The organism is Thioclava marina, assembly GCF_002020135.1.
GTDB lineage: Bacteria > Pseudomonadota > Alphaproteobacteria > Rhodobacterales > Rhodobacteraceae > Thioclava > Thioclava marina.
The window spans coordinates 1,086,018-1,100,156 of the sequence record NZ_MPZS01000001.1; the positions used below are offsets into that span (position 1 = coordinate 1,086,018).

14 protein-coding genes are annotated in these 14,139 nt (G+C 64.6%); 6 read left to right on the forward strand and 8 right to left on the reverse strand.

Annotated features, from left to right (window positions below; all coding sequences use genetic code 11):
• Window positions 1–53: 53 nt before the first annotated feature.
• Window positions 54–1,853 carry a translation elongation factor 4 gene (gene lepA, locus BMG00_RS05200; protein ID WP_078573572.1) on the reverse strand — a complete coding sequence of 600 codons (1,800 nt, stop codon included), beginning with the start codon at window positions 1,851–1,853 and terminating at the stop codon, window positions 54–56.
• A 118-nt stretch (window positions 1,854–1,971) separates the two neighbouring features.
• Here lepA and BMG00_RS05205 point away from each other — a divergent pair, with 118 nt between their 5' ends.
• The gene (locus BMG00_RS05205; RefSeq protein ID WP_078525101.1) at window positions 1,972–2,163 is read left to right on the forward strand and encodes a heavy-metal-associated domain-containing protein; all 192 of its coding nucleotides are present in this window, start codon (window positions 1,972–1,974) and stop codon (window positions 2,161–2,163) included.
• Between the two features lie 227 nt (window positions 2,164–2,390).
• Window positions 2,391–2,702: a hypothetical protein gene (locus BMG00_RS05210; RefSeq protein WP_078573573.1), complete on the forward strand. Its 312-nt coding sequence runs from the start codon at window positions 2,391–2,393 to the stop codon at window positions 2,700–2,702.
• A gap of 28 nt (window positions 2,703–2,730) precedes the next feature.
• Here the strand turns inward: BMG00_RS05210 and BMG00_RS05215 are convergent, their stop codons facing one another.
• Window positions 2,731–3,201, reverse strand: coding sequence for a low molecular weight protein-tyrosine-phosphatase (locus BMG00_RS05215; protein ID WP_078573574.1), 471 nt, complete (start codon window positions 3,199–3,201; stop codon window positions 2,731–2,733).
• Window positions 3,202–3,229: 28 nt separating this feature from the next.
• Here BMG00_RS05215 and BMG00_RS05220 point away from each other — a divergent pair, with 28 nt between their 5' ends.
• The gene (locus BMG00_RS05220; protein WP_078573575.1) at window positions 3,230–3,919 is read left to right on the forward strand and encodes an NAD-dependent deacylase; all 690 of its coding nucleotides are present in this window, start codon (window positions 3,230–3,232) and stop codon (window positions 3,917–3,919) included.
• 31 nt (window positions 3,920–3,950) lie between these two features.
• Here the strand turns inward: BMG00_RS05220 and BMG00_RS05225 are convergent, their stop codons facing one another.
• From BMG00_RS05225 to BMG00_RS05235, 3 genes are all read right to left on the reverse strand, one after another.
• The gene (locus BMG00_RS05225) at window positions 3,951–5,321 is read right to left on the reverse strand and encodes a glutamate--cysteine ligase (protein WP_078573576.1); all 1,371 of its coding nucleotides are present in this window, start codon (window positions 5,319–5,321) and stop codon (window positions 3,951–3,953) included.
• Between the two features lie 69 nt (window positions 5,322–5,390).
• On the reverse strand, window positions 5,391–5,954 hold the full coding sequence (locus BMG00_RS05230) for a hypothetical protein (protein WP_245794953.1): 564 nt from the start codon (window positions 5,952–5,954) through the stop codon (window positions 5,391–5,393).
• Entirely contained in the window at window positions 5,924–6,649 is a 726-nt protein-coding gene (locus tag BMG00_RS05235; protein WP_078573578.1) for a 16S rRNA (uracil(1498)-N(3))-methyltransferase, read from the reverse strand. Before BMG00_RS05235 ends, BMG00_RS05230 begins: the two co-directional genes overlap by 31 nt.
• Before the next feature lie 12 nt (window positions 6,650–6,661).
• On the opposite strand from BMG00_RS05235, the gene ubiA reads away from it, so the two are divergent.
• The 3 genes from ubiA to BMG00_RS05250 all read left to right on the forward strand — a co-directional run bounded on the left by ubiA (window position 6,662) and on the right by BMG00_RS05250 (window position 10,175).
• The gene (ubiA, locus tag BMG00_RS05240) at window positions 6,662–7,654 is read left to right on the forward strand and encodes a 4-hydroxybenzoate octaprenyltransferase (RefSeq protein ID WP_078525115.1); all 993 of its coding nucleotides are present in this window, start codon (window positions 6,662–6,664) and stop codon (window positions 7,652–7,654) included.
• 77 nt (window positions 7,655–7,731) lie between these two features.
• Complete coding sequence (locus BMG00_RS05245) at window positions 7,732–9,837, forward strand: OmpA family protein (RefSeq protein ID WP_078525117.1); 2,106 nt, start codon at window positions 7,732–7,734, stop codon at window positions 9,835–9,837.
• A gap of 11 nt (window positions 9,838–9,848) precedes the next feature.
• On the forward strand, window positions 9,849–10,175 hold the full coding sequence (locus BMG00_RS05250) for a hypothetical protein (RefSeq protein ID WP_078525119.1): 327 nt from the start codon (window positions 9,849–9,851) through the stop codon (window positions 10,173–10,175).
• A gap of 77 nt (window positions 10,176–10,252) precedes the next feature.
• Here the strand turns inward: BMG00_RS05250 and BMG00_RS05255 are convergent, their stop codons facing one another.
• The 3 genes from BMG00_RS05255 to BMG00_RS05265 form a co-directional block, all read right to left on the reverse strand.
• A complete protein-coding gene (locus BMG00_RS05255; RefSeq protein WP_245794954.1) occupies window positions 10,253–11,197 on the reverse strand; it encodes an Lnb N-terminal periplasmic domain-containing protein in 945 nt (314 codons plus the stop codon).
• A 351-nt stretch (window positions 11,198–11,548) separates the two neighbouring features.
• Window positions 11,549–12,733 (reverse strand): DegT/DnrJ/EryC1/StrS family aminotransferase, encoded by a 1,185-nt coding sequence (locus tag BMG00_RS05260; RefSeq protein ID WP_078573580.1) that lies wholly within the window; start codon window positions 12,731–12,733, stop codon window positions 11,549–11,551.
• A 103-nt stretch (window positions 12,734–12,836) separates the two neighbouring features.
• A complete protein-coding gene (locus BMG00_RS05265) occupies window positions 12,837–14,138 on the reverse strand; it encodes an NAD(P)/FAD-dependent oxidoreductase (RefSeq protein WP_078573581.1) in 1,302 nt (433 codons plus the stop codon).
• Between the last annotated feature and the right edge of the window lies 1 nt (window position 14,139).

Consider the following 14,139-nt stretch of genomic DNA (forward strand, 5'->3'; position numbering starts at 1 on the left):
CTTGACCGAAGTCGGATCAGCAAAGAAAAGACCCCGCCAAGGCGGGGTCTGATTCACTCATCCATCTTGAGCGCAGCGATGAAGGCGCTCTGCGGGATTTCCACTTTCCCGAACTGGCGCATCTTCTTCTTGCCGGCCTTCTGCTTCTCCAGCAGTTTCTTCTTCCGGGTCGCGTCGCCGCCATAGCATTTCGCGGTCACGTCCTTGCGCATCGCGCTCAGCGTCTCACGCGCGATCACGCGGCCACCGATCGCGGCCTGGATCGGGATCTTGAACATGTGACGCGGGATCAGGTCTTTCAGCTTCTCACACATGGCACGGCCGCGCGCCTCGGCGCGGTCGCGGTGAACCATGATCGAGAGCGCGTCGACCGGCTCGTCATTCACCAGGATCGACATCTTGACGAGGTTGTCCTCGCGATATTCGGTGATCTGGTAGTCGAAGCTCGCATAGCCCTTGGTGACGGATTTCAGGCGGTCGTAGAAGTCGAACACGACCTCGGCCAGCGGCAGGTCATAGACGACCATCGCGCGCGAACCGGCATAGGTCAGGTCCATCTGGATGCCGCGGCGGTCCTGACAGAGCTTGAGCACGTCGCCGAGATATTCGTCCGGCACGAGGATCGTCGCCTTGATGCGCGGCTCCTCGATATGGTCGATCAGCGTCAGGTCAGGCATATCGGCGGGGTTGTGCAGGTCGCGAACCTCGCCGTCCTTCATGTGCAGCTTGAACACGACCGACGGGGCGGTGGTGATCAGGTCGAGATCGTATTCGCGCTCCAGACGGTCGCGCACCACTTCGAGGTGCAGCAGACCGAGGAAGCCGCAGCGGAAGCCGAAGCCGAGCGCGGCGGAGGTCTCCATCTCGGCCGAGAAGCTCGCATCGTTGAGTTGCAGCTTCTCGATCGCGTCGCGCAGCGCTTCGAAATCGTTCGCATCGACGGGGAAGAGACCGCAGAACACCACCGGGATCGAGGGTTTGAAGCCCGGAAGCGCCTGTGCGCAAGGCTTCTTCTCATGGGTGATCGTATCGCCGACCTTCGTGTCGCGCACCTGCTTGATCGAAGCGGTGAAGACGCCGATCTCGCCGGGGCCAAGCTCGTCGATATTGACCATCTGCGGCTTGAGCACCGCGAGACGGTCGAGCTTGTAGGTCGCGCCCGTCTTCATCATCTTGATCTGGTCGCCCTTCTTGATCACGCCATCCATGACGCGGATCAGAACGACGACGCCGAGATAGGGATCGTACCACGAGTCGACCAGCATCGCCTTGAGCGGCGCGTCACGGTCACCCTTGGGGGCGGGCAGGCGGTGAACGATCGCTTCGAGCACGTCCGGAATGCCGAGACCCGTCTTGGCCGAGATCTCGACCGCATCCGAGGCGTCGATGCCGATCACGTCCTCGATCTGTTCCTTCACCCGCTGCGGCTCTGCCGCCGGAAGGTCGATCTTGTTGAGCACCGGCACGATCTCGTGATCCGCGTCGATCGCCTGATACACGTTCGCCAGTGTCTGCGCCTCGACGCCCTGCGAGGCGTCGACCACCAGCAGCGAGCCTTCGACCGCCTGCATCGAGCGCGAGACCTCATAGGCGAAGTCCACGTGGCCGGGGGTGTCGATCAGGTTCAGGATATAGGTCTTGCCGTCCTTGGCGGGATATTCGATCCGCACCGAGTTGGCCTTGATCGTGATGCCGCGCTCGCGCTCGATATCCATCGCGTCGAGGAGTTGCTCCTTCATGTCGCGTTCGGCCACCGTGCCGGTCATCTGGATCAGACGGTCGGCGAGCGTGGATTTGCCGTGGTCGATATGCGCCACGATGGAGAAATTGCGGATGCGATCAAGATCAGTCATGGGCGCGCGTATACAGGGGAAAATGGGGGCCGGGAAGAGGGATTGAGCGCGTCTCGCCCATTGACCTTTCATCCCGTCGAGCGACATATCTCAGGCAAGCAACTCAGGAGATGCTGCCATGATCTATTCCATCCCGAACATGACCTGCGGCCATTGCAAAGCCGCTGTGGAAGCCGCGATCGAGGAGGTCGGCGGCAAGGCCGATGTCTATCTCGAGGATCGCGAGATCGAGGTATCCGGCCTGCCCGAATCCACCGTGCTCAGCGCGCTCAAGGCCGCGGGTTACGAGGCAACACCGGTCGAGGACTGATCGAACGACGCGGGACGCGCCAGATCGAGGGCCGGATCCAGGGCCAGATCTAGGGGGCGCCCCACCCTGCCCCGCGAGCGGTTGCGGACCGGTTCCCGCACCCTCGCGTGATCGGCGGAAACCCGCCTGTTTCATTGCCTGCCTTTTGAATTTCCGCTAAAATGCGGGACAAATAACGAGGCAGGTCCGGCGCATCTGACGCTGGCCGCAATGCAAAGGGCAGTGCAATGACTTTCAAGACGACACTCGGAATCTGTGCATTCGCCGGCGCGATGACGCTGGCCACGAGCGTTTCGGCCGGTCCGGTCAGCAACGCTTGCATGAAGGCGGGACGCGCGGGCAGCCTGGCGCTCTGCGGTTGCATCCAGAAGGTCGCCGACATGACGCTGAGCAACCGTGACCAGCGCCGCGCGGCGAGCTTCTTCCAAGACCCCGACCGTGCGCAGGAAGTGCGCATGTCCGACCGCCAGTCGGATTCGGATTTCTGGGATCGCTACAAGAACTTCGCCTCGACCGCCGAGAGCTATTGCAGCGAGTAAGGCACCCGTTCGGCCGACGCGCGGGAGATCAGCTCCCGCGCCGTTTCTCTTCCTCATCGGCCAGAAGGTCGGCGACAAGCGCCTCTGCTCCGGCCTCGATCAGATCGAGGGCCGCCTCGAAATCCCGCGTGTAATAGGGATCGGGCACATTTTGCGGCCCGTTCGGCCCGTCGATGAACATCTGCACCTGCGCGCTGATCTGGCGCGGGGCCACGTCGAGCGCGTTGCGCAGGTTGTTCTCGTCCATCGCGAGGATCACGTCGAAGGCGTCGTAATCTGCGGGTGAAATCTGGCGGGCGCGCAACGAGCGCATGTCATAGCCGCGCGCTTCCGCCGCCTCGATCATCGAACCATAGGGCGGCTCGCCCACGTGCCAGTCGCCGGTGCCTGCACTGTCGAACTCGATATCGAGCCCCGCCGCGCGGGCCTTGTGACGGGTGACCGCTTCGGCGGCGGGCGAGCGGCAGATATTGCCAAGGCAGAGAAACAGGATACGCATAGGGCAAGTGATAGCGGAGGGCAGAGCGATGGCCAAGATCGTGATTTTGACAGGCGCGGGCATTTCCGCGGAAAGCGGGATCCGAACCTTCCGCGCCAGCGACGGTCTTTGGGAAGAGCATCGCATCGAGGACGTCGCGACGCCCGAGGGGTTCGTGCAGGATCCCGACCTGGTGCACCGTTTCTACAATGCGCGCCGCGCCGCCGCGACGGCAGCCCAGCCGAACCCGGCCCATATCGCTCTGGCGGCGTTGGAAGCCGACCCGGGCCACGAGGTTCTGATCGTCACACAGAATGTCGATGACCTGCATGAGCGCGGCGGGTCGCAAAACGTGCTCCACATGCATGGAACGCTCTTTGGCGCACTGTGTCATTCCTGCGAGCACCGCTGGCCCGCGCCCGAGGTGATGTCGCCCACCGACAGCTGTCCGTCCTGCAGCGCGCAGGCCACGCGCCCCGATATCGTCTGGTTCGGAGAGATGCCCTACCGGATGGAAGAGATCTGGCATGCGCTGCGTGCGGCGGACCTGTTCGTCTCGATCGGCACGAGCGGGAACGTTTATCCCGCCGCAGGCTTCGTGGCGGACGCGATGCATGCGGGCGTTCCGACGCTGGAGCTGAACCTCGAACCCTCGGCGGGCCGGTCGATGTTCGACGAGGCCCGCCACGGTCCGGCGAGCGTGTTGGTTCCAGAGTGGGTGCGCGAGCGGCTGGGCTGAGGACGGGGCGGCTGACCGCCCTGCCCTCTCATCAATAGCTGTATTCGGCGTAGATCTTGCTCAGATCGCCATTCCACTCGCCGTGGTACTTCTCCAAGAGTTCGTCGGCAGGCACGCGGCCCGTCTCGACGCTCTCTTCCAGCGCGTTGAGGAAATGGGTCTCGTCGAGGATCATCCCGCCTGCGCCCGGCTTGGCGCGCGCCTTCAGGCCCGATTTCGCGATCGCCACCGTCTCGCGTGCGAGGTCGTGCAGCTTGATCCCGTTGAACTCACCTTGCAGCGCGTCGACCGCTGCGGCACGGCGCAGCCCCTCGCGGGTCTCGTGATCCCAGTCCTTCACCAGATCCCACGCGGCATCGAGCGCGGATTGGTCATAAAGCAGACCGACCCAGAGCGCGGGCAGCGCACACAGCCGCCGCCACGGACCGCCATCGGCGCCACGCATCTCGATATATTTCTTGGTGCGTGCCTCGGGGAAGACGGTCGTCAGGTGATCGGCCCAGTCGCTCAGCGTCGGCTTCTCGCCCGGCAGCGCGGGCAACTCGCCCTTCAGGAAGTCGCGGAAGGACTGCCCCAGAGCGTTGATATATTTCCCGTCGCGATAGACGAAATACATCGGCACATCGAGGACGTAGTTGACGTAAGCCTCATAGCCCGCGCCGTCTTCGAACATGAAGGGCAACATGCCCGTGCGCGCATCGTCGAGGTTCTGCCAGATATGGCTGCGCCACGATTTCATCCCGTTCGGCTTGCCATCGAGGAAGGGCGAATTAGCAAACAGCGCGGTGGCGACCGGCTGCAGCGACAGCGCCACGCGCATCTTCTGCACCATGTCGGCTTCCGAGGCGAAATCGAGATTCACCTGCACGGTGCAGGTGCGATACATCATCTGCGTGCCAAGCTCGCCCACGCGGCCCATGTAATCGGTCATCAGCCGGTAGCGGCCCTTCGGCATCATCGGCATCTGGTCCTGCGTCCAGATCGGCGCGGCGCCCAGCCCGATGAAGCGCGCACCGATCTTGTCGGCGACTTTATGCACCTCGCGCAGGTGTTCGTTCACCTCGTCGCAGGTCTGGTGGATCGTCTCGAGCGGCGCGCCCGACAGCTCCAGCTGCCCGCCCGGTTCGAGGCTGACATTCGCGCCGTTCAGCTCCAGCCCGATGATATTTCCCTGCTCTTCGACCGGCTTCCAGCCGAAGCTGTCGCGCAGGCCTTCCAGCATCGCCTTGATCGAGCGCGGGCCGTCATAAGGCAGCGGCAGTTGCTTGTCCTCGCAATAGCCGAATTTCTCGTGCTCGGTGCCGATGCGCCATTGCTCGCGGGGCTTTTCCCCTTCGGCAAGAAACTCTGCCAGTTGCTCGAACCGTTCGATCGGGCCACCGCCCTGCTGCGGAATGGACATGTCTGCTCTCGCGTCGTCTCAAGGAACGCCACAGGTGGCGCGGGGGATGGCCCAAGTCAAGCGCGAAACCTATCGCCGCGTCCACAGGCTTTGTGCGGCAAGCTCGTGATCGAGCGCCGCCGAGAGCTTGCCCATGTCGATCCCGGGCAGGCTCGCGAAGGCATCATAGAGCGCATTCGCCCCCGCCGCGTCGAGCGGGATCAACAGCGCCTCGCCCGCGCCGCTGCGCAGCCGCCAATACTGCTTGCCCTGCAAATTGAGCAGCCGGATCTCGGTGATCTCGCGCAGCGCAAGCTCGCCCCCCATCCCCAGCGCCGTGACATTGCCCGCAGGACCTCCGATGGCCCGCGCCCTAGAGGCCGCGAAATAGGAGATCCGCCCCTCGTCGATCTCGACCAGACCGGGCGCGCCGACATCGCGCGAAAACCGCATCCGGCGCCAGCCGATTAGGGCCCACCCCAGTCCCAGCGCCACAGCGGCCGCGCCCAAAGCCATGAGCAGATAGCCCCCGAGCCAGATCAGCCAGGCGCCGAAAGCAACCGCGACGCCCGCCGCGATGACCTCACCCCAGCGCCGGAAGCCTTGCGCAACCTCGGGACGGATCACCGCCAGTCCCCCAGCGTCGATTGCCAAAGCGTGATCGCCGCGCACACGGCGGTATCCGCGCGCAGAATGCGCGGGCCGAGGCTGACGGGAGTGACGAAATCGAGGCTGCGGAGAATCGCGCGTTCGCCATCCGAGAACCCGCCTTCCGGCCCGATCAGGATCGCCCAGGGACCAGGTTCGAGCCCCGCGAGGGTCTCGGCGGGGCCGACCAGCGCCTCGTCGGCCCAGAGGATGCGGCGTGCAGGGTCCCAGCCGTCGAGCAGCTTCTTCACCGGCTGCAAATCCTCGACGGGCGGCACATAGGTGCCCAGACATTGCTCGGCCGCTTCCTTGGCATGGGCCTGCAAGCGGTCCTGCCGGATCCGCGCGGAATTGGTGAATTCGGTCTGCACCGGCAGCACTTTCGCGCAACCCAGTTCCGTCGCTTTCTCGACGATGAAATCGGTGCGCTCTTTCTTGATCGGCGCGAAGATCAGCCACAGATCCGGCGGTGCAAGCTGCGGCGCGGCCTGTTCCACGCAGGCCAGAACGCCGCGCTTCTTGTGGGCCTCGACGACCTCGGCCGTCCACTCGCCATCGCGCCCGTTGAACAGCGCCACGCGCGCGCCGACCTCCAGCCGCATCACCGCGAAAAGGTAATGCGCCTCGTCCGGCGTCAGAGGCACGGCTTGCCCCGCGCCCAATGGGTGCTCTACACAGAGCCTGATCTTGGCACGTTCCATGAGGCGGACTTTATGAGCGGAAAAACCGAAATGCCAGAGGCGGCGCAAGAGGCGGCAGGCGAAGCGGCGGGCACCGTGGCCGACGCCTATCAGGGCAACTGGGTGGACCGGCTCGCTCCCGCATGGACGCGCCCCTACCTGCGCCTGAGCCGCGCCGACCGCCCGATCGGGACATGGCTTCTGCTGCTGCCCTGCTGGTGGGGGATCGCGCTTGCGGCCTCCTCGACGGGAGGCTTCGTCTGGATGGACCTGTGGCTCGCCGTTGGCTGTTCGATCGGGGCGTTCCTGATGCGCGGCGCGGGCTGCACCTGGAACGACATCACCGATCGCGACATCGACGCGGGCGTTGCGCGCACCCGGTCGCGCCCGATCCCCTCGGGACAGGTAAGCGTGAAACAGGCGCTCGCCTGGGCGGTGATCCAGTCGCTGATTTCCTTTACGATCCTGCTGACCTTCAACACGCCCGCGATCATTCTAGGGATCGTCTCGCTGGTGCCTGTCGCGATCTACCCCTTCGCCAAGCGCTTCACCTGGTGGCCGCAGATCTTTCTCGGCATCGCCTTCAACTGGGGCGCACTGCTGGCCTGGGTGGCCCATACCGGCACGCTGACATGGCCGCCCGTGGTCCTTTACCTCTCGGGTCTGATCTGGACGCTCTTCTACGACACGATCTATGCCCATCAGGACAAGGAGGACGACGCGCTGATCGGGGTGAAATCCACCGCGCGGCTCTTCGGCGACAACAGCGCGAAATGGTTGGGTGCGTTCCTGATGCTGACCGTCACGCTGATGACCGTCGCAGTGATGGGCGCGCTCATGCCCGACGCCCCGCCGCTGCGGCTCGGACTGTCGCTGCTGGCGCCCTGGGCGATGGGCTGGCACATGCTCTGGCAGATGCGCCAACTCGATATCGACAACCCCGATATCTGCCTGCGACTTTTCCGCGCGAACCGCGATACCGGCCTGATTGCTGCGCTGTTTCTCGCCGCTGGCGCAATCGTGTGAGGGGCTTGCGATTGATCCCCTGTCCCGCGCACCTTAAGGAACACGGGTAAAGATTCCCTGGGGAGGGCTCCTGAACAATGCGCACACGCGCCACCCTGTTGACGACTGCCGCCTTCGTCCTCGCGCTCGTTGTCTCGGCCGTGATCGCCGGCGGCGCCGCGACCGTGATCGAGAAAAGCACCAAACAGGAGGTGCGCGTCGCGATGGAGGCGCAGGGCTATGGCTGGATGAACATCCATGCCGACGGCCTTCAGGTCACCCTCACCGGCACCGCCCCGACCGAGGCCGAACGCTTCCGCGCCGTCTCCGAAGTCGACAAATATATCGACAGCTCGCGGGTCGTGGACAATACCGACACCGAGGTCGCGCAGGACATCACGCCCCCCGCCTTTTCTCTCGAAATGTTGCGCAACGAGAACGGGATTTCGCTGATCGGCCTCGTGCCCGCTTCGATCGACCGCGCAGCCATCGTCGAAAAACTCTCGAAGGTCGCAGGCGACGAGGGTGTGACCGACATGCTTGAGAGCGCCGATTACCCGGTGCCGGGTGGCTGGGACGAGGCGATGAGTTTCGGGCTGCGCACGCTCGAGACGCTGCCGCGCTCGAAGGTTTCCGTCACTGCCGGCAACGTCTCGGTGCAGGCGATCACCGACAGCGTTGCCGAGAAAGGGCGGGTTGAGACTTCGCTCGCCCGCAGCCGCCCGTCCGATCTCAAACTCGATTTCGACATCTCGGCGCCGCGCCCGGTGATCACCCCCTTCACGCTGCGCTTCATCGTCGACAAGGACGGCGCGCGTTTCGACGCCTGCTCGGCCGATACGGAAAAAGCGCGCGACCGCATCCTCGCAGCCGCGCGCGCGGCGGGCGCCAAGGGCACATTGAGCTGCACGATCGGCATGGGCACGCCTTCGCCGCAATGGGCCGCGGCCGCCGAGATGGCGATCAAGGCGATGGGCCAGCTCGGTGCGGGCTCGGTGACGTTCTCGGATGCCGATATCGCGCTCGACGCAAAACCGACCGTGCCGCAGAAAACCTTCGACGATGTCGTGGGCGAGCTGGAATCGAACCTGCCGCCAGTCTTCTCGCTCAAGGCGACGCTCGAACCCGTTCCCAACGCCAAGGCCGCCGAGGCCGAGTTCATCGCGACCCGCGACGGCAAGGGCCAGGTCGAGCTGAAAGGCCGCGTGCTCGATGCGCGCCAGCGCGAGGCGGTCGAGAGCTTCGCCCGCGCCAAGCTCGGCCATGACAATGTGCACGGCGCGACCCGCGTCGACAAGGAGTTGCCCGCAGGTTGGCCGGTGCGCACCATGGCCGGGGTCGAGGCGCTTGCCATACTCCATGACGGCACTGTCACCGTGACCCCGAAGCTCATCACCGTCACCGGCACGAGCGGGGACTCGCAAGCCTCCGACACGATCTCGCGCATCCTCACCAGCCAGCTCGGCGAGGCCGTCCAGATGGACCTCAAGGTCAGCTACGACAAGCGGCTCGACCCGACATTGGCCCTGCCCGATGGCAAGGAATGCGTGGCGCGGCTCAATGGCGCGCTGGCCCAGAAGAAGGTCAATTTCGACCCCGGCTCGGCGCAGGTCTCGACCGACAGCCTGCCCGCGCTCGACGCGCTCGCAGGCGCGATGAAGAACTGTACCGAGTTCCGCATGGAAGTCGCGGGCTATACGGACAATCAGGGCCGCGAAGAGATGAACCTGCAACTCTCGCAAGAGCGCGCCCAGGCGGTGATCCGCGGCCTGCTCGATCGCGGCATCCTGATCGGCAATCTCGTGGCCAAGGGCTATGGCGAGGACCAGCCGATCGCTTCGAACGACACCGAAGAAGGCCGTGAGGAAAACCGCCGCATCGAATTCGTGCTGCTCGACGAGACCCCGGTTGACGAGGGCGAAACAAGCGCGCCCGATGGAGCCTCCGACGGCGCTTCCGACGGCGAGCCGCATTGGGACGGTGCGGTGACCGAAGACGGCGCGCCGGCCGACGAAGGCGCAGCGCAACCCGCCGCGGATGCCGTCGAGGCGACGGATGAGGCGGCGGCAACCGAACAAGGCGCCAGCGACACGACCGACACAGGGGCCGCAGAGCCCGCCACACAAGACGAGATCCCGGTCGAGACGCCCGGCAATGACACGCCGCGCCCGAAGACCCGGCCGCAGGATCTCACCAAGGGCTGAGGGGACAGGACATGAACCGCACCGAATTCGTCATCGCCACCGCGATCATTCTCTTCGTCGCCTTTGCTCTGGGCTGGTTCGCGAGCTGGCTGATCCATCGCCTGACGCGCGTGACCCGCGCCGATATGGGCGAGCTGGAGCAGATGGCCCAAGCACTGCACGAAGCCGAGGAAACCCGCGATCAGGCGCTGACCTATTTCGAACAGCGCGAAGCGGAGCTGACCAACCAGCTCAACCAGTCCGAAGCCGAACTGCGCGCCGCGATGGACGGGCTGCGCGACGCCCGCCACGAGGCCGAGGAACTACGCGCCTATATCGAGCGGATGCAGCAGGCCTGAGCGGGAAACGAGGCGAAGCTGCCTGACAGTCAGGCGACTTGGCCGATCTCACGGATCTCGCGCTTGACCGGGCCGGGTCATCTGGAAAGCTGGGGCCGCTGGCGGATCGCCTCGGAATAGCTCAGCCCCGGATGTAGCGTCCCGGCATTGGCGCGCAGCAGAGCGGCGGCCCGGCGCTCGGGCAGCGTGCCCTCCCCTCCCAGAACTCCGAGCGCATCGAGATATTCCGGCAACCGCCCCGACAAGATCAGCGTCGCATTGATCGGCAGGTCGGATTTCAACGCTCGCGCCAGCCCATAGACGACCGTAGTGCAATTGGCCGCAATCGTATTGTAGAAGCGCGGTTTCTGCTCAAGCTGGCGCGCCAGCTCGACATAGGCGAGAAACATCGTGCGACGTTGCTCGGGCGTGAGATCCACGGCATACATCCGCACTGCTTCGTGCCGCAGATCGGTACGCAGTCGCACGATGTCGCGTTCGGTCGCAGCGATCAGCACCAGCTCGAACTGGCGAAAGAACCCGCCAAGTTCACTGAAGGTCTCGTCCGCCTCGCGACGGATCTCGACCGAGAAGACGACATGCTCGCCGCCCGCGAAGCCGAAGCTCACCAGCAGATGGGCGATCTCGGGATTGTCCCAGACCGAAGTGACCATATCGACGCTCTCGAGCGCGTCGAGATCGTAGCTTCGGACAATCCAGCGCTCGGTCGCGGTGTCGCGGCTGTGCCAGTCGAAATCGCGAATGTTGGAGAGCGTGACGGTGTCGCCCTGGACCCGGGCCGTGACACCGCGCGAGACATCCACGGCCCAGTCGCGATCGGCGCGCGGTGTAATCGTCTGATACCAACCCGCCACCATTTCCGCCCCGATCACCAGCACCAACCAGCCAAGGCGGCGCTTGCGCGTGCGCGCCACGAACGCCCCGAGCGTAACGACCGCCAGAGCCGCAAGCGCCACGATCCGCGATGGGCCCGCCAGATGCAGCCAAAGCGCCGTCGCAGACCATGCAGCACCGCAAAGCACGATCAGCGCGAAAAGGAGATGGGCGAGGAGCTGGGAAAAACGGGCTATCGAATCTGTCCTTGAAATGAGTGAAACGGACCGGATCAGGGGCGACGCGGTCCCGCTCCTGCCGGATCAGCCACCCTTGCCGGGCATCGCGGCGGGCATCTTGGCGGGCGGCTGCTCGAGCAGGGCATCTGCGCCGACCTCACGTAATAACCCTCGGCGGCGAAGCTGGCCCAACCCAGTCAGATGCCACGCTAAATTGCGATCGCGCCAATGTTGAGAACCTGATCACCGCCTTGGCGAGGGACAAAAAGGGCGCGATCAACTCGCGCCCCTGTTCGTATCCGCTGACCTCTGCGGGCAGAATTACCCTTTCACCGCAGCGACCGCCTCAAGGATCGCATCGGCGATGTAATCGAGATCGGGCTGCTTGAGACGCGCGGGCAGGCGTGTGTCGCAGGCACGCATCAGCATCGCACGGGTCTTGGGTAGCTCCGGCACATCCCCGAGGAACTGCCAGTTCCAATAGGCGCGTGCATTGTCTTCGCTCAGGCCGAAGACCTGCACGCCGACACCCCGGGCCTTCGCCTCGGTTTGCAGCTTGCGGGCCTCGTCGTCGGTCCACTCGCCCGCGAGGTTGAATTGCAGCGAGTCCGGCGCGCGGGTCTCGGGGCCAAGCGGCGGGGGAACGTCGAGCCACTCGCTCGTGTTCAGGCGCTCGGCGACGTAATCGTGGTTCGCGCGACCGTCGTTCACGCGGCGCTCGACTTCGGGGATCTGGGGGCGGATCACCGCCGCCGAAAGGTTCTGCATCCGGCAGTTATAAAGCGGCAGCTTGTTCTGCCACTGCACGAAGGAGTTTTGCAGGCCCGGGTGCTTCTTCCAGTTATGCTCGTAAGCGCCCGACATGATCACGGCGCGGGCGGCCAGTTCCGGGTCGTCGGTCAGCAGGATGCCGCCTTCGCCCGCGTTGATGAGCTTGTAGGACTGGAAGGAGAGGCAGCCGATCTTGCCGATCGTGCCGATCTTCTTGCCGTTCCAGAGCGTGCCCAGCGAATGCGCCGCATCTTCGATCACCGGGACGCCCTTCTCCCCGGCAAGCTCCATGATCACATCCATGTCGGAGGTGTGCCCGCGCATGTGGCTGATCATCACCGCGTCGATGCTGTCATCGAACTTGGCGCGGAAATCATCCAGATCGATACGATAATTCGCGCCGACCTCGATCAGCACCGGCACGCAATCGGCATGGACGATGGCCGAGGGTACAGCGGCGAAAGTGAAGGCCGGGACCAGCACGCGCGCGCCGCGCGGCAGGTCGAGCGCCTTCATCGCGAGGAAGAGCGCTTGCGAGCAGGACGACACCGCGACCGCGTATTTCACGCCCATGAACTCGGCAAACTCGGCCTCGAGCCGGGCGACGGGCGCATTCTCCGAGGTGTAGCGGAACAGATCCCCGCTTGCGAGAAGGCGGTCGATCTCGGCGCGGGCGGCCTCGGGGATGGGTTCGGCGTCGTAGCAGTTCGGGGCGATTTGTCCGTCACGCGGCATGGCAAGATTTCCTGAAACTGATATTTGGGAAATCTTACACTCTGTGTGGATATTTCTCCAGTGACCATTTCATGACGAAATCGGGACGTGGCAGTTTGCCGCTTCAGATGCCCAGCTTGTCGCGCATAGAGAACCATGTCATCGCGGCGATCAGGAGCGGGCTACGCAGCAGCGCGCCGCCCGGAAAACTCGGCACCTTGAGCCCCGCCATCAGGTCGAACTGCCCGGCCTGTCCCGCAACTGCCTCGGCCATGATCTTGCCCGCCATCGTGCCCATCGCCACGCCATGTCCCGAAAAGCCGCTGGCCGAAAGCGCGTTCTTGAGGGGCCGTGCAAAGTAGGGCATCCGGGTGCGGGTGATCGCCAGCGTCCCGCCCCAGGCGTAATCGATGCGCACATCGGCAAGACCGGGATAGACCTCGAGCATCGGCTTGCGCACGGTCTCGACGATATCGGGGAACTTGTACCCATAGCTCTCCCCGCCACCGAACAGCAGCCGGTTATCTTCGGACAGCCGCCAGTAATTGACGACGAACTTGGTGTCGGCCACGGCGATATTGGCGCGCAGCACCTCGTCGACGCGATCGCCCAGCGGTTCGGTCGCGAGGATGAAATTGTTGATCGGCATCACCCGCGCAGCCACGCGCGGCGAAAGATCCCCCAGATAGCCATTGGCCGCGAAGATCAGGTGATCGGCGTCGACATGGCCATGTTGGGTCTGGATGCGCACCGGCTCTCCGGGACGGATGTGATGGACAAGCGAACCCTCGTGGATCGCGACTCCTGCCTTGTCGCAGGCAAGCGCCAGACCTTGCGCGAAATTGAGCGGATGCAGATGCCCCGCCCCGCGATCGAGATCGCCGCCGATATAGGCCTCGGAAGGGAGCAGTGCATGCAGATCCTCGCGAAACAGCGGCTCGATCTGGTCATAGCCGTAATCGCGGGCGAGTTTCTCGACCATCTTGTGTGAATGGGCGACCTCGGCCTCGGTCCGGCAGGCATGGGCGATGCCGGGATAGAAGGTCACGTCTATCTCGTGGCGCGCGATCAGATCACGGATCAGACCTTTCGCGTCCTCGCCTATATCCCAAAGCCGATGCGCCATCTCGCGCCCGTGGATCTTCTCGAGCGCGTCCTGCTCCAGCCGCTGCCCCGACCCCACCTGTCCACCATTGCGTCCCGAGGCACCGAAGCCGACGCGATGGGCCTCGAGCAGGATCACCGAAAGCCCTTTCTCGGCGAGATGCAGCGCCGCCGAAAGCCCCGTGAACCCGCCACCGATCACGCAGACATCGGCACGCTGCTGGCCCTTGAGCTCGGGCCAGCGTTTCCTCGTCAACGCGGTCGCGGCGTAATAGGAGGGCGCGTGCTCGCCCCTGCGGTCATTGGCGAAAAGCAGGTTCATG